At 68.2% G+C, this 22921-nt stretch carries 22 protein-coding genes, 1 pseudogene and 2 riboswitches; of the genes and pseudogenes, 11 read left to right on the forward strand and 12 right to left on the reverse strand.

Annotated elements, in window-relative coordinates:
* Positions 1 to 85 precede the first annotated feature (85 nt).
* The 5 genes and pseudogenes from AC0LPE_RS19130 (at position 86) to AC0LPE_RS19150 (ending at position 4457) form a co-directional block, all read left to right on the forward strand.
* Positions 86 to 1156, forward strand: coding sequence for a glycosyltransferase family protein (locus tag AC0LPE_RS19130; RefSeq protein WP_490606371.1), 1071 nt, complete (start codon positions 86 to 88; stop codon positions 1154 to 1156).
* Positions 1153 to 2005, forward strand: a pseudogene (locus AC0LPE_RS19135) (glycosyltransferase). The gene AC0LPE_RS19130 and the pseudogene AC0LPE_RS19135 overlap by 4 nt, the downstream one beginning before the upstream one ends.
* Positions 2002 to 2994 (forward strand): glycosyltransferase, encoded by a 993-nt coding sequence (locus tag AC0LPE_RS19140; protein WP_490604992.1) that lies wholly within the window; start codon positions 2002 to 2004, stop codon positions 2992 to 2994. The pseudogene AC0LPE_RS19135 and the gene AC0LPE_RS19140 overlap by 4 nt, the downstream one beginning before the upstream one ends.
* A complete protein-coding gene (locus AC0LPE_RS19145; RefSeq protein WP_490604993.1) occupies positions 2991 to 3818 on the forward strand; it encodes a glycosyltransferase family 2 protein in 828 nt (275 codons plus the stop codon). The genes AC0LPE_RS19140 and AC0LPE_RS19145 overlap by 4 nt, the downstream gene beginning before the upstream one ends.
* Positions 3819 to 3827: 9 nt before the next feature.
* A complete protein-coding gene (locus tag AC0LPE_RS19150; protein ID WP_490604994.1) occupies positions 3828 to 4457 on the forward strand; it encodes a (2Fe-2S)-binding protein in 630 nt (209 codons plus the stop codon).
* A 72-nt stretch (positions 4458 to 4529) separates the two neighbouring features.
* Here the strand turns inward: AC0LPE_RS19150 and AC0LPE_RS19155 are convergent, their stop codons facing one another.
* From AC0LPE_RS19155 to AC0LPE_RS19170, 4 genes are all read right to left on the reverse strand, one after another.
* Positions 4530 to 5300, reverse strand: coding sequence for an ABC transporter ATP-binding protein (locus tag AC0LPE_RS19155; protein ID WP_490604995.1), 771 nt, complete (start codon positions 5298 to 5300; stop codon positions 4530 to 4532).
* Positions 5297 to 6349, reverse strand: coding sequence for a FecCD family ABC transporter permease (locus AC0LPE_RS19160; protein WP_490604996.1), 1053 nt, complete (start codon positions 6347 to 6349; stop codon positions 5297 to 5299). Before AC0LPE_RS19160 ends, AC0LPE_RS19155 begins: the two co-directional genes overlap by 4 nt.
* Entirely contained in the window at positions 6349 to 7356 is a 1008-nt protein-coding gene (locus AC0LPE_RS19165) for an ABC transporter substrate-binding protein (protein ID WP_051032963.1), read from the reverse strand. Before AC0LPE_RS19165 ends, AC0LPE_RS19160 begins: the two co-directional genes overlap by 1 nt.
* A 78-nt stretch (positions 7357 to 7434) precedes the next feature.
* Positions 7435 to 7616, reverse strand: a riboswitch (cobalamin riboswitch).
* Positions 7617 to 7844: 228 nt separating this feature from the next.
* A complete protein-coding gene (locus tag AC0LPE_RS19170; protein WP_490604997.1) occupies positions 7845 to 8747 on the reverse strand; it encodes an SDR family oxidoreductase in 903 nt (300 codons plus the stop codon).
* A 177-nt stretch (positions 8748 to 8924) separates the two neighbouring features.
* Here AC0LPE_RS19170 and AC0LPE_RS19175 point away from each other — a divergent pair, with 177 nt between their 5' ends.
* A complete protein-coding gene (locus AC0LPE_RS19175) occupies positions 8925 to 9458 on the forward strand; it encodes an Rv2732c family membrane protein (RefSeq protein ID WP_088899557.1) in 534 nt (177 codons plus the stop codon).
* A 1-nt stretch (position 9459) separates the two neighbouring features.
* Here AC0LPE_RS19175 and AC0LPE_RS19180 read toward each other — a convergent pair whose 3' ends face one another.
* Positions 9460 to 10260 carry an SDR family NAD(P)-dependent oxidoreductase gene (locus AC0LPE_RS19180; RefSeq protein WP_490604998.1) on the reverse strand — a complete coding sequence of 267 codons (801 nt, stop codon included), beginning with the start codon at positions 10258 to 10260 and terminating at the stop codon, positions 9460 to 9462.
* A gap of 125 nt (positions 10261 to 10385) precedes the next feature.
* On the opposite strand from AC0LPE_RS19180, the gene AC0LPE_RS19185 reads away from it, so the two are divergent.
* A complete protein-coding gene (locus AC0LPE_RS19185) occupies positions 10386 to 10523 on the forward strand; it encodes a hypothetical protein (RefSeq protein ID WP_016691526.1) in 138 nt (45 codons plus the stop codon).
* A gap of 59 nt (positions 10524 to 10582) precedes the next feature.
* Positions 10583 to 11374, forward strand: a complete 792-nt coding sequence (locus tag AC0LPE_RS19190; protein WP_490604999.1) for a class I SAM-dependent methyltransferase — start codon at positions 10583 to 10585, stop codon at positions 11372 to 11374.
* Here AC0LPE_RS19190 and cobF read toward each other — a convergent pair.
* Together cobF and cobN are read right to left on the reverse strand one after the other, a co-directional pair.
* Positions 11357 to 12103 carry a precorrin-6A synthase (deacetylating) gene (cobF, locus tag AC0LPE_RS19195; RefSeq protein WP_088899553.1) on the reverse strand — a complete coding sequence of 249 codons (747 nt, stop codon included), beginning with the start codon at positions 12101 to 12103 and terminating at the stop codon, positions 11357 to 11359. The two genes, AC0LPE_RS19190 and cobF, sit on opposite strands and share 18 nt — an antisense overlap.
* Positions 12100 to 15699 carry a cobaltochelatase subunit CobN gene (gene cobN / locus AC0LPE_RS19200; protein WP_490605000.1) on the reverse strand — a complete coding sequence of 1200 codons (3600 nt, stop codon included), beginning with the start codon at positions 15697 to 15699 and terminating at the stop codon, positions 12100 to 12102. The genes cobF and cobN overlap by 4 nt, the downstream gene beginning before the upstream one ends.
* 53 nt (positions 15700 to 15752) lie before the next feature.
* Positions 15753 to 15944, reverse strand: a riboswitch (cobalamin riboswitch).
* Positions 15945 to 16062: 118 nt separating this feature from the next.
* Between cobN and AC0LPE_RS19205 the strand changes: the two genes are divergently transcribed.
* Genes AC0LPE_RS19205 through AC0LPE_RS19215 form a run of 3 tightly spaced genes read left to right on the forward strand, consistent with a single transcriptional unit; the run spans position 16063 to position 19267 of the window.
* On the forward strand, positions 16063 to 17052 hold the full coding sequence (locus tag AC0LPE_RS19205; protein WP_490605001.1) for a ferredoxin-like domain-containing protein: 990 nt from the start codon (positions 16063 to 16065) through the stop codon (positions 17050 to 17052).
* Positions 17049 to 17699, forward strand: coding sequence for a precorrin-8X methylmutase (locus AC0LPE_RS19210; RefSeq protein ID WP_490605002.1), 651 nt, complete (start codon positions 17049 to 17051; stop codon positions 17697 to 17699). Before AC0LPE_RS19205 ends, AC0LPE_RS19210 begins: the two co-directional genes overlap by 4 nt.
* Positions 17696 to 19267: a precorrin-2 C(20)-methyltransferase gene (locus AC0LPE_RS19215; RefSeq protein ID WP_490605003.1), complete on the forward strand. Its 1572-nt coding sequence runs from the start codon at positions 17696 to 17698 to the stop codon at positions 19265 to 19267. Before AC0LPE_RS19210 ends, AC0LPE_RS19215 begins: the two co-directional genes overlap by 4 nt.
* On the opposite strand, the gene AC0LPE_RS19220 is transcribed toward AC0LPE_RS19215, so the two are convergent.
* From AC0LPE_RS19220 to cbiE, 5 genes are all read right to left on the reverse strand, one after another.
* Positions 19222 to 19770 (reverse strand): TetR/AcrR family transcriptional regulator, encoded by a 549-nt coding sequence (locus AC0LPE_RS19220; protein WP_160876805.1) that lies wholly within the window; start codon positions 19768 to 19770, stop codon positions 19222 to 19224. The two genes, AC0LPE_RS19215 and AC0LPE_RS19220, sit on opposite strands and share 46 nt — an antisense overlap.
* Entirely contained in the window at positions 19771 to 20148 is a 378-nt protein-coding gene (locus AC0LPE_RS19225; protein WP_490605004.1) for a hypothetical protein, read from the reverse strand. It lies immediately after the preceding gene.
* Positions 20087 to 20779: an MFS transporter gene (locus AC0LPE_RS19230; protein WP_490605005.1), complete on the reverse strand. Its 693-nt coding sequence runs from the start codon at positions 20777 to 20779 to the stop codon at positions 20087 to 20089. Before AC0LPE_RS19230 ends, AC0LPE_RS19225 begins: the two co-directional genes overlap by 62 nt.
* 159 nt (positions 20780 to 20938) lie before the next feature.
* Complete coding sequence (locus tag AC0LPE_RS19235; RefSeq protein WP_490605006.1) at positions 20939 to 21700, reverse strand: cobalt-precorrin-4/precorrin-4 C(11)-methyltransferase; 762 nt, start codon at positions 21698 to 21700, stop codon at positions 20939 to 20941.
* Complete coding sequence (gene cbiE, locus AC0LPE_RS19240) at positions 21697 to 22917, reverse strand: precorrin-6y C5,15-methyltransferase (decarboxylating) subunit CbiE (protein ID WP_490605007.1); 1221 nt, start codon at positions 22915 to 22917, stop codon at positions 21697 to 21699. The genes AC0LPE_RS19235 and cbiE overlap by 4 nt, the downstream gene beginning before the upstream one ends.
* Positions 22918 to 22921 lie beyond the last annotated feature (4 nt).

Here is a 22921-nt window from a genome sequence, read left to right on the forward strand (position 1 = left end):
GCACCGGACGATGGCCGGGGACGGCGTTCCCGGCCATTCGGTATGTACGCCGGATGTCGCGTGAGTGAGAAGAGGGTCGGCTGTGGTGATTCGAGTCGCGTCGGTTCCTGCGTCGCACGTCTACGTGAGGCACCTCGCGTGCCCGGAGGGCGACGACGTGATCCGGTTGACGGATCCGGTTCCCGCCGACGGCCGCAAGGTGCCCGGCGGCTGGTGGCCACCGTTGATGCTCGAACCGGGCTGGGTGAGCGACCACCACGAGGAATTCGACGTCTTCCACATCCATTTCGGTTTCGACGCGATCGGTGCGGAGCAACTGCAGGACGTCGTCGCCGAACTCGCCGAGCACGACAAGCCTCTCGTGTACACGGTGCACGACCTGCGGAACCCGCACCATCCCACGCCCGGTGAACACCACAAGCAACTCGACGTGCTGATTCCGGCCGCGGACGAACTGATCACCCTCACGCCGGGCGCTGCCGAGCGGATCCGTCTGCGCTGGGGACGGGAGGCGACGGTCCTGCCGCACCCACACGTCGTCGAACAGCACTGGCTCGAACGACCGCGTCGCGACGAGAACCCGTTCGTCGTGGGTGTCCACGCGAAGAGCTTGCGAGCGAACATGGATCTGTTCCCGGTGCTCGACACGCTGGCCGAGACCGTGCAGTCCCTTCCGGAGGCGGTGTTGCAGATCAACGTGCACGACGAGATCTTCGATCCCGACAATGCGTACTGGTACAACCCGGACGCCGGTTCCCGCATCCTGCAGTACGGGGAGCACCCACGGGTGGACGTGCGGGTGCATCCGTACTTCTCCGACGACGAACTGTGGCAGTACCTCTCGGATCTGTCGGTGTCGGTGCTGCCCTACCGTTTCGGAACCCATTCGGGTTGGCTCGAGGCGTGTTTCGACCTCGGCACCGCGGTGGTCGCGCCGAGTTGCGGTTTCTACGGTGAGCAGCGCCGGTGCGGTGTGTACACCTACGACGAGGACACCTTCGACGCCGACTCGCTCGACCGGTGCGTGCGAGAACTGTACGAGAGCAGGGATCTTCCGCGAGCCGACTGGTCGCAACGTATGGACGAACGTCGCGCGCTGGCCCGCGCACACCGTGACATCTACCTGCGGGCGATGAGCGGTCGGAGCGGATCATGACGCCGTTGCGCATCGCGCTCATCGCGTCGAACAGGTATCCGATCCGCCAGCCCTTCGCCGGCGGACTCGAAGCGCACGTGTGGCATCTCGCCCACGCGCTCGGCAAGGACGGCCACGAGGTGACGCTCTTCGCCGCACCGGGATTCGATCCGGAACTTCCGGCCTCGTTCCTCGAGGTGCCGTCCTTCGAGGTCAGCGAACTCGCACGCAGCGACGTGTCGATGCCCCCGGCGAACGGCTTCCTCGGCGACCACCACGCCTACCTGTCGCTGATGCTCGATCTCGCCGGCCCGTCCGCCGATGCCTTCGACGTCGTGCACAACCACAGCCTGCACTACCTGCCGATCGCGATGGCCCGCATGTTGCGCACCCCGTTGCTCTGCACGCTGCACGCTGCACACGCCGACGCCGTGGCTCGAGTCGGCGATGGCGACCCCGGGGGGATGCCCGGGCACGTTCGTCGCGGTCAGCCGGCACACTGCGTCGGCCTGGGAACACGCCACGCCCGGTCCGTGGCGGTCGTGCCCAACGGTGTGGACCTCGGAGCGTGGCCGGTCGGTTCGGGTGGTGAGGACCTGATCTGGTTCGGTCGCCTCGTACCGGAGAAGGGTGCACATCTCGCGATCGAGGCCGCGCGCCGGGCCGGTTACCGGCATCCCGGAGGTGGTCGACGAAAGCAGCGGATGCCTGGTCGCGCCGGACGACATCGACGGCCTGGCCGCGGCGATACCCCGCGCGGCCGGCCTGTCCCGCGCCTCCGCTCGAGCCCGCGCGGAGCAGCGCTGCTCGGAACGCACGATGGTCGACGCCTACGTCTCGCTGTACCGGGAACTCGCGGGAGCGGCATGATCGGCTACTACATCCATCACCACGGGCACGGACACCGCACCCGCGCGAGCAGCATCTGCGCGCATCTGCGGACGCCGGTGACGGCACTGTCGTCGGCGCCGCTCGGCACCGCCGCCGATGCCTTCGACGACGTGGTGCTGCTCCCCCGCGACGACCTCGCCGTCGACACCGCCCAGGATCCGACGGCCCACGACGTCCTCCATTGGGTACCCACCCACGACGACGGTCTCCGCGAGCGCATGCACGCACTGGGATCGTGGATCGCCGCGACGCGCCCGAGCCTGCTGGTGGTGGACGTGTCGGTGGAGGTGACGCTCCTCGCCCGGTTGTACGGCATCCCTGTGGTGGTGCTCGCGATGCCGGGTGACCGCACCGACACCGCGCACACGTTGGCCTACAGCGTCGCCGACCATCTCGTCGCACCGTGGTCGCAGGACGTCTACGACCCGCACTGGCTGCGCCGGTATCCAACCTCGTACGTCGGCGGCATCAGCCGTTTCGACGGTCGCCCGTCCCCCACACCTGTGGCCGGTGAGAAGCCGAAGGTCCTCGTCATGAGCGGCAGCGGCGGGTCGTCGATCACTGTCGACGCCCTGCACCGGTTCTCGTCGTGCTTCCCCCAGTACGAATGGGAGGGTCTCGGTGTCGCGGGCGGCCCGTGGATCGACGACCCGTGGCCCGTCCTCACCGGCGCCGACGTCGTGATCGGGCACGCGGGCCAGAACACCGTCGCCGACATCGCGGCCGCCGCGCGACCGGCAGTCGTCATCGCCGAGCCCCGACCGTTCGACGAACAGCACTCCACTGCAACGGCTCTGGACAAGGCCGGACTCGCGGTGGGTCTCGACGGGTGGCCCGACCCGGACCGCTGGCCCGAACTGATCGAGCGAGCACGCGGCCTCGACCCCGTCGAATGGAAACGCTGGCAGGTGGACGGTGCCGCGGGGCGCGCGGCGGCGATTGTGGACGAACTTGCGGAGAGGTCATGACGGTCTCGGTCGTCACCGTCGCCGCGGGTCGCGGCACGCATCTGCGACGGCAACTCGACGGCGTCGCACGCAGCACCCGGACACCCGACGAGCACATCGTCGTCGCAATGGGCGATCCGGAGGTCGCGGAGGTGGTCGCCGCTGCGGGATCGTCTGCGCGGGTGGTGGAGATGGACGTCGACTCCGCGAAACTGCCGGTCGGGGAGGCGCGGAATCTGGGTGCGCGGAGAGCGTCGTCGGATCTGCTCGTCTTCCTCGACGTCGACTGCATCCCCGCCCCCGACCTGATCGAACGGTATGCCGAGGCGGCCGGCCGGCATCCGGCCGCACTGCTCAACGGCCCCGTCACCTACCTGCCCGAACCGGGACCCGACGGCTACGACCTCGCCCGACTGGGTGACTCGATCGCTCCGCATCCGGCGCGGCCGTTCCCACCCGATCACGAGATCACGCTGGACGACAGGCACGAATTGTTCTGGTCGCTGTCCTTCGCAGCCCGGTCGCTCGTATGGGATCGCATCGGCGGGTTCTGCACCGCCTACAGCGGATACGGCGGCGAGGACACCGATTTCGGGCAGAAGGCCGCGCGCGCCGGAGTGCCGATGGCCTGGGTCGGCGGCGCCCACGCCTTCCACCAGTACCACCCGGTATCGAGCCCACCGGTCGAGCATCTCGACGACATCCTCACCAACGCCGCGCTGTTCCAACAACGTTGGGGCTGGTGGCCGATGCGGGGGTGGCTCGACGAGTTCGAGCGACTCGGTCTCGTCCACTACGATGCGGACGAGCGGCGATGGAGGAAGATGACCTCGCCTCGACCCTGAGGGGAATTCGTGTCCGAGGTCGTCGGGATGCTCGAACGCATCGGTGCGTGGAGCCCGTACTTCCGGGTGGGTACCGGTCCCGTCGACGACACGTGGCATCCGACCTCCGATCTGCGCGATCCCGCCGTCCGCGACGCACTGGTGGCCACGACTGCCGCGCGGATGGGTACCGACGAGATGCGGGTCGCGGCGTCGACGTTCTTCTTCGGCTACGTCGCCCGCCTGTGGTCGGTGGCCATCGGTTCCGTCGTGGACTCCGGCCGGTGCGTCCGACTCGATCCCGAGCGGTTGCTGTGGCGCGACGACGCAGGCCTGCAGTTGCACATCGTCGAACCCGAGTTCGGTGGCGAGGTGGCGGTCGAAGTGCTCGACGCGCAGGTCGAACCGCTCGTCGACGCGTGGAGCGAGGTGGCCGCGTCGGGGCTGTTGTGGGGCAACACGGCGTCGGCCCTGGTCGGCACGGCGCAGATGATCGGCTCGGACGCCCGGCCCCACATCGACGCCTTACTGAACGATCGGCGTCTCGCCGACACCGTCGACCCGACGACCGGTCGACGCCGTAGCTGCTGCCTCTACTACCGCACGCCCACTGGTGGGTTGTGCGGCGATTGTTTCTTCCTTACTCCACCGACCTCGTGAACTGCGGAGCGCGAAATGGTCATGAGTGCGCGTAATTGCGCGTTCCTACGACCATTTCGCGCGGCGCTCTTGCTATGCGTAGGACGCACGAAGACGGTGGTAACGGATGACGGGTGTCCCCCCTTCGTATGAGACCGCGGCACGCACGCCGTACACCTGCTCGATCATCTCCTCCGTCAGTGCCTCGGCAGGAGTTCCGTGGGCGACGACCCGACCCTTCTCGAGTATCACTACTCGATCACAGAACATTGCTGCAAGGTTGAGATCGTGCAGGGCGACGTAACTCGTCACCGGTAAGGCCACGACTCGTTCGAGGATGTCGAGTTGATGCTGGATGTCGAGGTGGTTGGTCGGTTCGTCGAGCAGCAGTTCTTCGGGTTCCTGCGCCAGAGCTCGGGCGATCTGTGCGCGCTGGCGTTCACCACCCGACATCGTGCGCCACAACCGGTCGGCGTGTTCGGTCATTCCGGTCACCTCGAGCGCATGTGCGATGGCGGCGTCTCCCCCGTCGTCGCGCCCGAGGACATCGGCGTGCGGAATTCTTCCCAGCCGCACGACATCCCGTACCCGGATATCCACCTCGGTGTGGGCGTGCTGCCCGACCATCGCGACGCGGCAAGCCAGTGTTCGACGGCCGAGGCTGTGGATATCGGTGCCATCGAGCGTCACCGCACCCGAGTCCGGACGATCGACTCCGGCCAGCAGGCGGAGCAACGACGACTTGCCCGAGCCGTTCGGTCCGAGAAGCCCGATCGTCTCTCCGGGTACAGGATCGATCGTCACGTCGTCGACGACGAGATGTCCGCCGCGGCTCCACCGCAGCGACTTTGCGGACAGTGTCACGGAGTACTCCTCGTACGGAAGAGGATCAGCGCGAAGGCCGGCACGCCGATCAGTGCGGTCACCACACCGACGGGAACCTCTTGCGGCGCGAAGACGGTGCGGGCGACCGCATCGACCCACACCATGAAGACCGCCCCGACGACGGCGGTGACCGGCACGAGACGACTGTGCCGCGGGCCTACCAGGAAACGGGCCGCATGGGGCAGCACCAGCCCGACGAACCCGATCGCCCCTGCTGCACTGACCAGGACGGCGGTGATCAACGCCGTCACCATGAGGAACAGCAGACGGGTACGTCCGACCGCGATCCCGAGGGTCGCGGCGGTCGACGAACCGAATGTGAAGGCGTCCAGCGACGACGCCTTCACCAGGCACACCACGATTCCGGCGGCGCAGACCGCTCCGCAGAGCACGACGTCGGTCCAGGTTGCTCCGCTCAGGGAACCGAGTAGCCAGAACAACACTCCCCGAGTGCGTTCCGCGTCGGCGGAGGAGATGACGATGAACGATGTCAGCGCCGAGAACAGTTGTGTTCCTGCCACTCCGGCCAGCACCACACGGGAGGTCCCGCCCCCTGCCCCGGTCGCCAGCAGCAGCACGAGTGCGAAGGAGACGAGTGCCCCGAGAAAGGCTCCGCCCGACAACGACACGGCACCCCCGCCGATGCCCAGCACTGCGATCATCACCGCGCCGGTCGAGGCGCCCGAGGAGATGCCGAGCACGAAGGGATCCGCCAACGGATTACGTAACAACGACTGCATGATCGCGCCACACACCGCGAGTCCGGCACCGCACACCGCCGCGAGCAAGGTGCGCGGGAGACGCAGTTCCCACACGATCCCTTCCCGGATCGCGGTGACGGAACTGTCGGCCAGGCCGAGACGGTCGAAGATCACCGCGTACACGTCGACGACGGACAACTCCGCCGGGCCGATCGTGACGGTCACCGCGATCGACAGTGCGAGAACGATCAGCCCCGCGACCACCACGACACCGGCCACCGGAGCCCGGCGCCCCTCCGAGGGTCGCCGGGCAGTGGACGTCACCATCAGCTGTCGAGATTCCACTCGCGCAGGGCGTCGGCGACCTTCTCGATCCCGTCGACCGTGCGGATGGACGGATTCATGTCGGCGCCGTTGACCACGATGTACCGCCGGTTCTGCACCGCACTCAGGCGCTGGGTGACCGGATTCGATTCCAGGAACTCGATTTTGCTGTCCAGAGCGTCGCCGGTGATACTGCGACGACTCAGATCGGCCATGACGAGCGCAGTCGGGTTGCGGTCGAGAATCGACTCCCAACTCACCTGGGGCCACTCGTTGGTCGTGTCGTCGAAGACGTTCTTCGCTCCGACCGAATCGGTGATGATTCCCGACGACCCGCAGCAACCTGCCACATAGGGCGTCTCGATGTCGGCGAACCAGTAGGCGAGCGACACGCCGGCCGCGTTCACCTGCCCCGACACGTTCTCGTATCGCTGTTCGAGTTCGGCGACGAACTCCTCACCGCGCTCACGCACGTCGAAGATCGCGGCGAGGTCTCGGATCTCCTTGTACACCGCGCCCATGGTCAGCGGTTCGGTGCGGTTGCCGTCGGCGTTGACGCTGTTGTCGTCCTTGCCGTCGCAATCGGTGGGCGAGAGGTAGGCAGGCACTCCGAGTTGTTCGAACTGTGAAGGTTCGGCGACCCCACCGGCGCCGAGTGTGCCGCCGAAGGACGCCGAGACGAAATCCGGTTCCGTGTCGAGCACGACCTCGAAGGACGGCTTGTTGTCGGCCAGACGCGGAACCTTCGCGTTCTCGTCGGCGAGGTTCTCCCGAACGGGATCGGTCCAGGTCGCGGTGCCGACCATGCGGTCGGCGAGACCGAGCGACAGCAGGATCTCGGTGGATCCCTGATTCAGGGACACCGCCCGCTGTGGTGGCGCGTCGACGGTGAGCGTCCTGCCGCAGTTCTCGATGGTGAGCGGGTACGCCGACGCGGCTGTGTCCGGCTCGGGCGGAGTCGATTGTTCGTCGTTCGACGAGCATCCCGACACGGTCAGCGCCGCCGCCATCAATGCGACGCCGACGCGCACCACCGAATACCGCCTCGTACGGGCGGTGAATATCGAATTGTTCATGTCCATCCTCGTGGGTCCTGCTTCGGCGACGCAGGTGTCCTGGCTCCCGGATCGACGCTCGCCCCCGGCCTTCCAACCCGTGTGGGCCGTGACCATGCTGTTGGGGGATCACTCCTCGGTGACAGTTGCGGGACAGCCACGGATTCGCACCGTTGTTCCCTACGTCGCTACGAACAGTACAAGACCCGGCGTCGGTCCCGGAACCGCGCAACCGGGCGTCCGCCACCCATCGACACCGGATGAGGCACCATGTCCGAATGGCATCCGGCCGAAGAACCCTCGTCGTCGCATGCGCGCCGAGGGCTACCGTTTCGTGACGGTGTCGGAGCTGCTCGACATGCAGTCCTCGTGAACTCCGGAGCGCGAAATGGTCATCGGTACGCGTTGTTACGCGCTCCGATGACCATTTCGCGCTCTGATCCTCAGGTGAACGGGACCCCGCCGGTGACGGCGATGGTCTCCCCGGTGATGTAGCTCGACTCCTGGGAGGCGAGGAAGACGTAGGCCGGGGCGAGTTCGGCGGGTTGGCCGGGGCGACCGAGCGGGGTGTCCTTGCCGAACTGCTCGTACGCGTCCTTCGGCATGGTCGCGGGAATGAGGGGTGTCCAGATCGGGCCGGGTGCAACCGCATTGACGCGGATGCCCTTGCCCGCCACGTCGGAGGCGAGGCCCTTGGTGAAGTCGACGATGCCGGCCTTCGTGGTGGCGTAGTCGAGCAGACCCGGCGACGGGCTCACCGCCTGGATCGAGGTGGTGTTGACGATCGTCGAACCCGGCCCCATCGCGGCGACCGCGTACTTCGACAGCCAGAACAGGGCGTAGAGGTTCGTCTTCATCACGCGGTCGAACTGCTCGGTGGAGATGTCGCCGATGCCGCCGGGCTCGAGGTGCTGATAGGCGGCGTTGTTGACGAGGATGTCGATGCCGCCGAGTTCGGACACCGTCGTGTCGATCAATCGCCGGCAGAACTCCTCCACTCGGAGGTCGCCGGGCATGCGCACCGCGCGGCGTCCCGCCTGTTCGACGAGTTCGGCGGTCCGCTTGCCGTCCTCGTCCTCCTCGTCGAGATAGGCCAGGACGACGTCGGCGCCCTCCCGCGCGAAGGCGACCGCGACCGCCCGTCCGATACCGGAATCACCGCCGGTGATCAGGGCGCGACGACCTTCGAGTCGTCCGCTCCCCCGGTACGTCGCCTCACCGTGGTCCGGGGCGGAGAGCAGATCGGCGGTCGCGCCGGGGTAGGCGATCTCCGGTTGCTCCTCGAGCGGCGGAACCGGGTGCTGTTCTCCCGGGTGCTGCATGCGGTACTGGTCCTGGTCCGGCATTCTCGCCCTCCCTCGATCGGGTTCGAATGGGGCGGTACCCGATGCACCACGGCGCCACACCGGCACCGGTCCCGACGGGTGTGTCGGAGCATAATTGCAGGTGGACGACATGAGCGAGGTCACATCGGCGTCCGGCGCATAATGGCCACCCATGTGTCGGAACGGAGAGGTCGAGGCATGAGCGCGGACGGTACGAGCGCGGACCTGTCGGCCTATCGGAACGACTTCGCCCGGATCGAGAAGAAGGTCGCCGGGGAGTTCGACGCCGGTCGCCGCGGACGGGTCCTGGCGATCTGCGTCGTCGTCCTGACAGTGTGCATGGTGCTTCCGCAGACGTCGTCGGCGTGGTCGTGGACGGTCTTCGGCAGTTGGTTCGGCGACACCGCGCCCGTGGCCGTGCCGCTGCGGATCTTCGCGGTCCTGGCCCTCGTGTTCGGGGTGGTGATCTCGACGCTGGCGTTGTGGCTGCGACGGTGGAAACTGGCGTCGCTCGCGATGCTCGGCTCGGGGTTGTCGTCGTTCTTCGGGCTGTTGGCGTACTGGTCGCAGGCGGGGATGATCACGAACGCACCGCATCACCCGACCGCAGCGTTGATCGCCGAATGGCTGGTGATGATCGTGATGACGTCGCAGTGGTTGCCGATCGTGCTGAGCCGGTCGCCCACGGACGTCCCGCCCCGGCCGCATCCGCTGCGGACCGGTCGCCGGTAGGTCAGCGCTCGACGAGCGAGCCCATCTTCTTCGCCAGGAACTCGATGCTGCGACGCGGCATGAGCCGGGCGAGCAGGTCGAGCATCGTCGCGTCCTTGCCGATGCACACCCGGAAGGTGCCCTTCTCGATCGCGTCGGCGATCCTGCGGGCGGCCTCGGCGGACGAGGTGATCCTGACGGAGGCGTCGGTGTTGCGTCCCGGGATCGCGGCCTCGGAGTTCTCGGCGATGCCGGTGCGGACGGCGCCGGGGAACACCAGCGTCACCGCGACCTTCGTCGTGCGCAGTTCGGCGTACAGGCCCTCGGTGAGCAGCTTGACCGCCGCCTTGCTCGCGCCGTAGATCGACTGGCCCGGCACCGGCACGAAGGCACCCATGCTCGACACGTTGAGCAGGCTCGCCTCGGGACGGCTCAGCAGCTCGGGGAGGAACGCCTTGCACATATGGACGACGCCCCAGTAGTTGACGTCGAGCACCTTGTTCATCTCGTGGTACGGCAGGTCCGCGAAGGGGACGAACTTCTGGATGATGCCGGCGACGTTGGCGACCCCGTCGACCCGCCCGTGTGCTGCGGTCACCTCGCCCACCAGGGCTTCGACGGCGGCGCGATCGGAAACGTCGACCGTGTGGGTGGTCAGACGGTCGTCGTACGCGACCGCCAGGGCACGGGTGCCGTCGAGAGCCTCGGCGCGGAGGTCGACCGCCGCGACCCGCGCCCCACGCACGAGGAGTTCGAGGACGACGTCGCGTCCGATCCCGTTGCCTCCACCGGTGACGACGAAAACCCTGTCACGGATCTGCATGCTGCCTCCTCGTGTCGTTGGGTCCAGTCAATCCGGTCCGGCGACCCGACGCCACCCGAAGTGTGCGCGTGCACGTCTTCGGGTATCCGCCCGGACACGAGTCGGCCCAGCGTACGGAGGTAGAAGTGACGACGTCGAAGAAGAAGGACGACGAGGTGCGCAAGGACCCGCCGGGTCCGGTCGATCACGGTCGTAACGGCGGCATGGCGACCCGGGAGAACGCCCCCGAGGTGGTCGAGCGTTCGGACGACGACGAGAAGTGACCCGATCCGGACGATGTGAACGGCCACGAGGCCACCGATCGGGCCGATAGGTTGAGTACATGCAGTTCGCCGAACCGGCCGAACAGTACAACCGCTTCATGGGCCGCTACGCAGCGACGCTCGCGCCCGCCCTGGCGGACGCGGGCGGAGTGAGCGCCGGGCATCGGGTCTGCGACGTGGGATGCGGACCGGGTGGGCTCACCCGTGAACTGGTCGCCCGGGTCGGCGCAGCGAACGTCGCAGCGATCGACCCCGCTCCCCAGTTCGCGGCGGCGTGCCGGCAGATCGCACCGGAGATCGACGTCCGCGTCGGGGTGGCCGAGAACCTGCCGTGGCCGGACGGAACGTTCGACGTCACCCTGGCATCGTTGGTTCTCGGATTCATGAACGATCCCGAACTGGGTGTGCGGGAGATGGTGCGGGTGACCCGTCCGGGCGGCACCGTCGCCGCGTGCATGTGGGACACCACGGCCGGCGGGATGACGATGCTCCGCGTCTTCTGGACCGCAGTGGGAACGGTCGAGCCCGGCACTCCGGGTGAGAGGACACTGCCCGGTACCAGCGAGGGCGACATCGCCGAGCGGTTTCGGCGGGCGGGTCTGCACGAGGTGGTCGGCGGCGCCCTGTCCGCGCGCGCCGATTACGCCGATTTCTCCGACTTCTGGGAGCCCTTCACGTTCGGTGTGGGACCGGCCGGTCGGCACCTGGTCTCGATGTCCGAAAGGCACCGCGTCGCAGTGCGTGACGCCTGCCGTGCTGCTCTTCCGTCCGGACCGTTCTCGCTCGACGCCCGCGCCTGGTATGCGCGGGGAACGGTTCCGGACGAACGGAACTCACCCTCCCCGCAGTAGATAGGTGTCCATTACCCAGCCGCGGGCCTGCTTGGCCCGGACACGGGCCTCACGGATCGCGGGAAGCACCTCGGCAAGCTTGCCCGCGACGAGTTCTTCGTCGTCGGTTCCCAGATTCGCACCCCACCAGATGCTCCACGTCCCCTCGAGGTCGGCGCAGGCAAGGCCGCCGTCGAGCATCACCACGATGTTCGACGCACCCTCTGCGACGTCCCGAAGCAACCGACGACCGGTCGTCACGGTGATCGGCCCGCCGATGGTGTTGAGCACGAGACGATGTCGGGCCGCGAGCAGTTGCACGCTGCTGATACCGGGAAGGACGTCGTAGTCGAACCGCGCCCTCCCACGTTCGAGGATGCGTTCGACGACGCGGATCGTGCTGTCGTACAGGCTCGGATCCCCCCAGACCAGGAAGCCGACCGCCTCGTCCTCCCGAACCTGTTCGAGCAGAACGGTCTCGTACGCCTCCGCGCGGGCGGCGTGCCAGTCGCGCACCTCGTCTCCGTAGCGCTCCGGGTTCCGGTCGCGGGGCGGGTCGGGCACCACGATCATCCGGTGGGAGCCGGAGGTGTGACGGCGCAGGATCTCTTCGCGGACCGCCACGAGATCGTCCACGCCCCGCTTCTTGTCGGGCACGAGGAAGACGTCGATGCTCTCGAGGGCGCGCACCGCCGCCACCGTGAGATCGTCCGGTCCCCCGGGGCCGATCCCGATGAGCCGAACCCTCACCCCCGGTCCTCGAGATCGCCCTCGACGTCGAGATAGGCCTGCTGCAGTCTGTTCATCGTCTCGGGATCCGGTTCGCCCCACAGCCCGCGATCGGCGGCCTCGGTGAGCCGTTCGACGATCCCGCGCAGCGCCCACGGATTCGCTTCGCGGAGGAACTGCTGGTTCTCCGGGTCGAGCGCATAGCTCTGTGCGAGCGACTCGTACATCCAGTCCTCGACGACACCGGCGGTGGCGTCGTAGCCGAACAGGTAGTCGACGGTCGCGGCGAGTTCGAATGCGCCCTTGTAGCCGTGCCGGCGCATCGCACCGATCCACCGCGGGTTGACGACCCGAGCGCGGAAGACCCGTGCGGTCTCCTCCGCCAGTGAGCGGGTGCGCACCGCATCGGGGGTGGTGGAATCGCCGATGTACGCCTTCGGGTCGGTGCCCGTCAGCGCCCGCACCGTCGCGACCATGCCGCCGTGGTACTGGAAGTAGTCGTCGGAGTCGGCGATGTCGTGTTCGCGGGTGTCGGTGTTCTTCGCCGCCACGGCGATCCGTCGGTAGTTGGCGCGCATGTCGTCGGCAGCAGCAACTCCGTGCACACCGCGCCCGTAGGCGAATCCGCCCCACGCGGTGTAGACCTCGGCGAGATCGGCGTCGGTGCGCCAGTTGCCGGAGTCGATGAGTTGCAGGATGCCGGCTCCGTACGAGCCGGGCTTCGATCCGAAGATGCGCCGCACCGCACGGTCGGCGTCGCCGTGTTCGGCTTCGTCCCGCCGAGCGTGGGCTCGCACGTAGTTCTGCTCGTCGGTTTCGTCGAGGGCGGCGACCATGCGGATCGCGTCGTCGAGCATCCCGATGACGTGTGGGAACGCGTCCCGGAAGAAGCCGGAGATCCGGACGGTGACGTCGATGCGGGGCCGGCCGAGTTCCTCGAGCGGGATCACGGTCAGTTCGCGCACCCGACGCGACTCGGCGTCCCATTCCGGCCGCACACCGATGAGTGAGAGCACTTCGGCGATGTCGTCGCCGGCGGTGCGCATCGCCGAGGTCCCCCACACCGACAGGCCGACCGACTGCGGGTACTCCCCGGTATCGGCGAGATACCGTCCGATCAGATTGTCCGCCAACGCGACACCGGTGTCGTAGGCGAGCCGGCTCGGGACGGCCTTCGGGTCGACGGTGTAGAAGTTGCGCCCGGTCGGCAGCACGTTGACCAGGCCGCGCAAGGGTGAGCCGGACGGACCGGCCGGGACGTATCCACCATCGAGTGCGTGCAGCACCGCGTCGAGTTCGGCCCTCGTGCCCGCGAGGCGGGGAACCACTTCGTCGGCAGCGAAGGTGAGCACCCTCGCGACCTCGGAATCAGGATGGCCGAGCACGGTTTCGACGATGCGTGCAGATGACCCGGCGTTCCAGCCGTCGTCCTCCATGGCCTGCACGAGCGACCGCGCGACGCTCTCGACGGCGTCGACCTCCTTCGACGGAGCATCGGACTTCAGCCCGAGTGCGGTGCGCAGACCCGGGACGGCGTTGCTCCTGCCGCCCCACACCTGCGCGGCCCGCAGTATCGACAACACGAGATTCACTCGCGCCTCGCCGGTCGGCGCGTCGCCGAGGACATGCAGGCCGTCGCGGATCTGCGCGTCCTTGACCTCGCACAACCACCCGTCGACGTGCAGCAGGAAGTCGTCGAACTCGACGTCGTGCGGGCGGTCGTCGAGCCCGAGATCGTGATCGAGTTTCGCCGCCCGGATGAGCGTCCAGATCTGCGCGCGGATCGCGGGCAGTTTCGCCGGATCCATCGCGGCGATATTCGAGTACTCGTCGAGCAGCTGTTCGAGACGAGCGATGTCGCCGTAGGATTCGGCGCGCGCCATGGGCGGGATGAGGTGGTCGACGATCGTCGCGTGCGCGCGACGTTTGGCCTGCGCCCCTTCGCCCGGATCGTTGACGAGGAACGGGTAGATCAGCGGCAGGTTCCCGATCGCGGCGTCGGTCGCGCAGGCGGCGGACAGACCCGCGTTCTTGCCCGGCAGCCACTCCATCGACCCGTGTTTGCCGAGATGCACCACGGCGTCGGCACCGAATCCGTGCTCGACCCACTTGTAGGCGGCGAGATAGTGGTGCGAGGGTGCCATGTCGGGATCGTGGTAGATCGCCACCGGATTCTCGCCGAATCCGCGGGGCGGCTGGATCATCAGCACCACGTTGCCGGCTTGCAGGGTCGCCAGCACGATGGCGTCACCGTCGACGAACAACCGTCCCGGTGCCGGTCCCCACGCTTCGATCATGGCGTCGGTGAGCTCGGCCGGTAGACCGTCGGTCCACCGAAGGTAGTCGGAGGTGGTCACCCGCACCGGATTTCCGGCGAGTTGCTCGGCGGTGAGCCATTCCTCGTCCTGTCCGCCGGCATCGATCAGGGCGTGGATGAGGGCGTTTCCGGCCTCGGTGTCGTCCTCGACGTCCATGCCGGGGAAGCCGTCTCCCAGGTCGTATCCGGCATCGCGCAGCGCGCGCAGCATCCGGATCGCCGACACCGGCGTGTCGAGGCCGACGGCATTGCCGACCCGGGAATGCTTGGTCGGATAGGCGGACAACATGACCGCGATCCGGCGCTGTGCCGGAGGTATATGCCGTAATCGTGCGTGCGCCACCGCGATACCGGCGACGCGTCGACACCGTTCCGGGTCGGTGACGTAGCGGGGCAGGCCGTCGGCATCGAGTTCCTTGAACGAGAACGGCACCGTGATGATGCGTCCGTCGAATTCGGGGACGGCGATCTGCGTGGCCGAATCGAGCGGTGACACACCGTCGTCCGATTCCGCCCAGTCGTCGCGGCTCCACGTCAGGCACAGGGCCTGCAGGATCGGGATGTCGAGCGCGGCGAGCGCTCCGACGTCCCATGCCTCGTCCTCGCCTCCCGCGCTCACGGTGGCAGGTCTGGTGCCCCCGGCAGCCAGCACCGTCACGACCAGCGCGTCGAGGGTGCCGAGTTCGGCGAGCAGGTCGTCGGGCGCACCGCGCAGTGACGCGCAGTGGATCACCACACCACAAGCCGTGCCGGTCGCGTCGATCGCGTCGGCGAGGTCGTGTGCGAACTGGACGTTTCCGCTGGTGTGGTGGGCTCGGTAGAACAACACGCCGACGCGCGGCAACCGCGCACCGCCGGACGGTTCGGGACGGTCGAGCACACCCCATTCGGGCAGCTCGGCGGGCGGTTCGAAACCGTCACCGCCGAGCAACACGGTGTCGTTCAGAAAGGCGTGGAGCTGCCCGAGATTCACCGGGCCGCCGTGTGCGAGATAGCGGTGCGCTTCGGCAGCGATGCCGATCGGCACCGTCGAATGCTCCATGAGCTCGGCGTCCGGAGCCTGTTCGCCGCCGAGGACGATCACCGGGACACCCGCGGCGAGCACGGTGTCGAGCCCCGATCGCCAGCTGCGGGCTGAACCCAGGATCCGCACCACGACCAGGGCGGATCCGTCGAGCAGAGCGGGCAGTTCGGTGGACACGTCGAGGCGCGACGGGTTGCCGAGCACCCAGTCGGCACCGCTCGACCGCGCCGACAGCAGGTCGGTGTCGGACGTCGACAACAAAGTCAGGCGCGTCACGACGCAACCCGAAAACACAGGCGTACAGCCATGTTCAGTCTCCAAAACCCTCGTGGACCTCACGTGCCGTGGCCGGTCTCCTGGCTGACGGGTCGTCGCTGCTCCGCCGACCTTCCCGGATTCCTCCAGTGGCCTCCGAACCGGCGGACCGGTACGGACGAGGGCGAGCAACTATCCGCTCACAGTGGCGAGGGCCGCGCCGGTTTCCCACCGGCTTCCCGAGCACCACGGCAAACCGAGAGTAGCGCACCTGTCCGGAAAGGTGTGCAACCATGTGCGTCCGTGGATGCTCTGCCACCCTCTCGCCCTCCCGATCGGTGCCCCGGAATCCTTCGCCCGCATGTCGCGGCGGACGGCGCGCTGGTGCGGCTTCGCGTGCCCGGAGGGCAGGTACCCGACGGGGCGCTCCGAGCACTGTCGGACGCGGCCATCGCCTACGCCGATGGCGACGTGCACCTCACGTCGCGGGGAAACCTGCAGCTCAGAGGCATCGGACTCGACGAGTGCGGTGCCGTCCCCGCCGGACTGGCCGAAGTCGTCACGGCGGCCGGACTGCTGCCGTCGGCGAGCCACGAACGGGTGCGGAACATCGTCGCCTCGCCGCTGTCGGGTCTCGTGGGCGGACTCGCCGACGTCCGGCCTCTCGTCCGCGAACTCGATACCGGGCTGTGCGCCGATCCGGCCCTCGTCAACCTACCGGGCCGGTTCCTGTTCGGCCTCGACGACGGTCGCGGCGACATCGCCGCCTTGCGGTGCGACCTCACCGCTGTCGCACTCGACGACGGCACCGCACGCATCGTCGTGGGTGGTCTCGACGGGCCGACGGTGCCACTCGCGGAGGCTCCGGAGACGCTCCTGCGACTCGCCCGCCGCTTCGTCGAGATCCGCGGGTCGGTGTGGCACGTGCGCCAACTTCCGCGTGCGGGAGCGGAACTCGACGGTACCGTTTCCGCTCCGCGGCCACGGGCCTTCACCATGCCGTACGGCACGATCGGCGACGCGGTGTCTGTGATGGTGCCGCTGGGGATTCTCACCCCCACCATGGTCGCTGCATTGCCCGATAGCGGTGTGGTCGTCACGCCCTGGCGCGGTCTGATACTTCCGTCCGGATCGAATCTCGTCGCGCTGCGCGAGACCGGCTTCGAGACGACCCCGGATTCACCGTGGCAGCGGGTGACCGCATGCACAGGAGCGCCCGGGTGTAGCCTCGCCGGAGGTGACACCCGAGCGCTGGCTCGCCGGATCGTCGCCGGAGATACCACCGATTCCCGAATTCACGTCGCCGGATGTGAACGCGCCTGCGGCGCACCGCACTCGCCTCACCGCCTCGTTTTCGCCAGGAGCACCCCGTGACCCTTCGACCTCCCCCGCGTCGGTACGACTACGTCACCGACGGCGCCGAGATCTACGTCCGGTCGTTCGCGACGATCCGCGCCGAGTCGGAGCTGTCCGCGATTCCTGCGAGTGCGGAGAAGGTCGCGGTCCGGATGATCCATGCGAGCGGGCAGACCGATCTGGCACGAGATCTCGTGATCCACTCCGATCTTGTTCCGTCCGCCCGCACTGCTCTGAACGCAGGTGCTCCGATCCTCACCGACGCGAACATGGTGGCCGCCGGGGTCACCCGTACGCGCCTGCCCGCGGGCAACGACGTGGTGTGCCTGCTCGCCGACCCACGTGTCCCCGAACTCGCCGAGCGGTGGGGCACGACCCGCTCCGCAGCGGCGGTGTCGCTGTGGGCCGACCGCCTCGAAGGCTCCGTCGTCGCGATCGGCAATGCCCCGACGGCCCTGTTCCACCTGCTCGAGATGCTCGACGATGGTGCCCCGCGACCGGCCGCGATCGTCGGGGTTCCCGTCGGCTTCATCGGAGCCGCGGAGTCGAAGGAGGCCCTGCTCGAGCATCCCCTGCAGATTCCTCATCTGGTGGTGCGGGGACGCCGTGGTGGGTCGGCGATGGCATCGTCCGCGATCAATGCACTTGCCCAGGAGAAGGAATGAGCGACACGGTGTCCGGCAGGTTCTACGGCGTGGGTCTCGGTCCCGGCGATCCCGAACTCATCACACGCAAGGCTGCGCGGCTGATCGCCGAGGCGGACGTGCTGGCGTACTACTCCGGCACGCACGGCCGATCCATCGCCCGGTCGATCGCCGCCGATCTGATCCCGGACGGCGTGGTCGAGGAACTGCTGGTGTACCCGGTGACGACGGGCACCACCGACCACCCGGGTGGTTACGACGGCGCGATCGCCGACTTCTACGACGAGTCCGCCGCGCGGCTGGCCGTCCACCTCGACGCGGGACGCACCGTCGTCGTGCTCTGCGAGGGCGACCCCCTGTTCTACGGCTCGTACATGTACCTGCACGACCGCCTCGCTCCGCGATACCCGACGGAAGTGGTGCCGGGTGTGACGTCGGTGTCCGCCGCCTCTGCTGCGGCCGCCGAACCGATGGTGCGCCGCACCGATGTCCTCACCATCCTGCCCGGCACGTTGCCCGCCCCGGAACTCGCACGGCGACTCGCCGACACCGACGGCGCGGCGATCATGAAGCTGGGCAGGACGTTTCCCGCAGTCCGGGAAGCTCTCGCCCAGTCCGGTCGCCTCGACGACGCCGTCTATGTCGAACGCGCGTCGATGGATCGGCAACGTATCCTGCCGGTCACCGAGGTCGACGCCGACGCGGTGCCGTACTTCTCGGTGATCCTCACGGCCGGTGACCGCTCGCCGAGGAATCGCGCCGTCGCCGACCGATCACGGCCCTCCGTAGCGGCCGAGGTGACACATCCGGAGGCGAACGAACTGTTCGTCGTCGGGTTGGGTCCCGCGGACGAGAAGTGGCTGACCGCCGAGGCCGCCGACGCACTCGCGAAGGTCGATCACGTCGTCGGATACGGACCGTATGTCGACCGCGTCCCGGTACGTCCCGGCCTGCACCGTCATTCGAGTGGCAACACCGTCGAGGTCGACCGCGCGCGATTCGCTCTCGACCTCGCGCTGTCGGGCGAGAAGGTCGCGGTGGTCTCCGGTGGCGACGCCGGGGTGTTCGGGATGGCGTCCGCGGTGTTCGAGGCCGCCCAGGACGAGAAGTACGCGTCGGTGCCGATCCGTGTCCTGCCGGGCGTCTCCGCGGTGCAGGCCGTCGCGGCGCGTGCCGGCGCCCCGATCGGCGGCGACTTCGCGGTGATGAGCCTGTCGGATCGACTCAAGCCGTGGGACGTGATCGAGAAGCGGTTGGCTGCGGTGTCGGAGGCCGATCTCGTCCTGGGCATCTACAACCCGGCGTCCCGGTCTCGGACCACGCAGGTCGCGGATGCGAGAACGGTACTGCTGAAGCATCGTCCGGCCGACACCGTCGTCGTGATCGGGCGCGATGTGGGACGGCCCGGTGAGTCGCTCGAGGTCACGACACTCGAGAAACTGGATCCGGCGAACATCGACATGAAGTGCCTGCTCATCGTCGGCGCTGCGGGCACCTCCGTGACACCGACCGGCGCGGTGTGGACGAAACGGTCGGTGGACGGTCAGAGTGCGGGATCGTCGACGACCGACTGGACGAGCCGGCCGTAGGTCTCGATCAGCGACTCGCTGGGCATCTCGTCGCGCGGCAGCAACTCGAACGTCCTCAGGCTGCCCGCCAGTCCCAGCAGGAGGGTGACGACGATCTGCGAGCGCACCAGCCCTGCCGATTCGTCCCCGATCAGTGCCGCGATGCGGGCGACGACCCGCTCGTTCGTCCGTGCGCGGGCCACAGCCGGATCCGCTGCCTCACGGATCAGGAAGGGTGCCATCGCCCAGAAGTCGTAGTCGTCCGTATCTCGTCGCTCGACGACCGCACGCACCATCCGGTACCCGACCGGCTCGTCGTGACGCGTGGCTTCGGCGAGTCCGGGCGAGTCCGGAGCTGCCGCCTGGAAGAGCTCGGCCTTGCTGCCGGTCAGTTTCATCACGAGAGCCGGTGAGACACCGGCTGCTTCGGCGACGTCCCTGATCGTGGTGCCGTTGAATCCGCGCTCGGCGAACAGCGGTCGTGCGGCGTCGAGGATGACGTCGCGGGTGGTTCGCTCGGTCACCTACGCCTTCGCCTCCACGGATGCGTCCGCAACGCTCGTCGTCGACGGTCGATGCCTCGGAAGGAACATGGCTGCCAGGCCAGCGGAGAACGTCGCGACGCCGGCGATCCCGAACATCGCCACGAAGGCGCTGTGGGCCGGGAAGACCGTCCCGGCGACTTCCATGGTGAGCCCGGCGACCAGTGCCGCGACCACCGCGCTCATGCTCGACGATCCGATCGTCCTCAGCAGGCTGTTGAGTCCGTTGGCCGCTGCGGTCTCCGAGAGCGGGACGGCACCCATGATCAACGCCGGCATGGTCGCGAAGGCCATCGCGTTACCGATGCTGACGAGGACGCTCCCGATGACGATGAGTGCGACGGTGTCGTCGAAGACCATGCGGAATCCGTAGGCCACGGTCATGAGCAGTCCTGCGGCCAACAGAGTGGTGCGGCCGCCGAATCGTGCGGTCATGCGCGCCGACAGCGGAGAGACGACAAGCATGGTGAGTCCACCCGGAACCATGCACAGACCCGCGGTCGCCGCACTGAGACCGAATCCGAAACCGGTGATCTCCGGAAGTTGCAGTTGCTGCGTCGTGGAGAGTGGCACTGGTCAGCGCCACCGCGCTCGCGACCTTCTCGCGGGGCAGCAGGTCGCGCAGCACGGCCATGGCGACCGGGATGAGTGCCGAGGAGAAGCCCTGCAGCGCGCGGCCGACGAGGACGGCGATGTAGCTCCCGCCGAGCGCGGCGATCAACGACCCCACGACCATCATCGCCAGCGACAGCACCATCATCCGGCGCTTGCCGAACATGTCGGCCGACCGGGAGACGATGGGGGTCGCCACCGCTCCGGTCAGCAACGTGATGGTGACCAGCCAGGTCGCGGCGCCGGCCGAGACGTCGAGGATCTCCGGGAAGTCCGGGAGCAGCGGAATGACCAGCGTGGTCTGCAGAGCCGCGACGAGACCCGCCAGGCTCAGCAGCGTCGTGACCGTCGTGCTCGACGCCGATGTCGTTCGTCCCATGTCCCCATCTCCGTTGCCCCCCCTGCGGGGTGAACACCGTTCACCCAATGATCGAGTGAACGGTGTTCACCCCCGGATTGTCAACAGGTTCGCGCGGTGAACCGGGGTTCGCCGCTGCTGCAACCTGGGCAAACCCCGGTTCGGCACGCAAGGAGGGAACTATCCGAGACCGAGGCGCTCGCGAGCGGGGTCGTAGAGGTGCGAGCAGGCGACATCCGGCCGTTCACGCACGCCGAGAGCGTGTCCGACGACGATGACCGCGGTGTGCTTCAGGCCGGCCGCCTCGACACCGTCGGCGATGTCGGCGAGGGTGCCGCGCAGCACGACCTGGTTCGGCCGCGACGCGAACGCGACCACCGCGACGGGACAATCGGCGCCGTATTCGGCAGTGAGTTCTTCGGCCAGGACACGGATGCGGGTGATCGCCAGGTGCAGGACGAGACTCGCCCGGATCCCCGCGACCCGCGTCAGAGCCTCGGTGTCGGGCATCGCCGTCGACCGGGCCTGCGTGCGGGTCAGCACGACCGTCTGCACGAGTTCGGGAACGGTCAACTCGGTGCCGAGTGCCGCGGCCGCCGCGGCGTAGGCGGGCACACCGGGCGTGACGTCCCAGGGCACGCCTGCGGCGTCGAGTCGTCGCGTCTGTTCGGTGAGCGCCGAGTACAGCGACGGGTCGCCGGAGCACAGTCGCACGGCGTCGAGGCCACACCGGTGCGCGTCGACGAGGTGGGCGGTGATCCCGTCGAGGTCCAGGTGTTGTGTGTCGATCAGTTCGGCGTCGTCACGGCAGTGCGAGAGGGTCTCGGCATCGAGATAGGTACCGGCGTACAGCACGACCGGGACCTCGCGCAGCAGGTTCACCGCTCGCAGCGTGAGCAGGTCGGCCGCTCCGGGTCCGGATCCGACGAAATGGACGGTCATCGTTCGCCTTTCACTGCGCTCCACTGCACGACCGGTCGCTGCGCACGCCAGCCGGTGAATGTTCCTATGGGATCTGCGTGTTCGACGGACAGACGGGTGAGTTCACCGCCGTGCGTCTTCCACCACTGCACGAGGCCGGCCTCGGTCTCCAGCGTCACCGCGTGCGCGACGAGCCGACCGCCGGGAGGCAATGCGTCCCAACACGTGTCGAGCACACCCTCACGACTTCCTCCCCCGCCGACGAAGATCGCGTCGGGCACCGGGAGTCCGTCGAGCGCGGCGGGAGCGGCACCACGGACGACGCGCACGGTCGACGGCACTCCCAGAGCGGCGGCATTGCGCTCGATCGCGCCGGCGCGCCTCTCGTCCTTCTCGATCGCGAGAGTACGACAGCGCGGATCGGTTCGCGCCCATTCGATTCCGACGGACCCGGCTCCCGCACCGACGTCCCACAGCAACTCTCCCGGTCGCGGTGCGAGTGCGCACACCGCCGCGACACGCACGGTCCGCTTGCTGAGCTGTCCGTCGTGCTCGAACAGGGAGTCGTCGAGACCGGGCACAGTCGACAGTCCTGCCGGTCCGTCGACCTCGACGCACATCAGACTCAGAGACCGGACGCCCGTATCGGTCAGATGGGCCGCCTTCGCATCGATCCGGGACTCGTCCGCAGCACCGAGATGCGACAACACCGCAACCCGTGAGTTCCCGAAACCGGAAACCACCAGGAGCGTCGCGACATCCGCGACACGTGCACCGTCGACGAGGACGACGAGTTTGCGTCCGCGCGTCAGAACTCTGCGCAGAGCATCGATCTCACGCCCCACGACAGTGACCGTCTCGCACTCCTCTGCCCACCAGCCCATGCGTGCGCGGGCGAGTGCCACCGACGAGACCGCCGGGATCACCTCCACGGCGTCGCGTCCGAGGCGCCGGATCAGTGTGGTGCCGATTCCGGAGACCAGTGGATCGCCGGACGCGAGCGCGACGACGTCCTTGCCGACGTGCCGGTCGAGGAGGTCGTCGAGGCCGGGCAGGAGCGGCGACGGCCACTCCTCACGCACCGCCGCGCCGGCGGGAATCAGGTCGAGGTGGCGCCGGCCACCGAGCAGGACCTCGGCCGCGAGAATCCGCTCCCGGACGGTGGACGGCACACCGGACCATCCGTCCGCCCCGATTCCGACAACGGTGATGCCTGTCGTCTGTCGCATCGGTCCCATGGCG

It is taken from the genome of Rhodococcus sp. S3, from assembly GCF_058211795.1.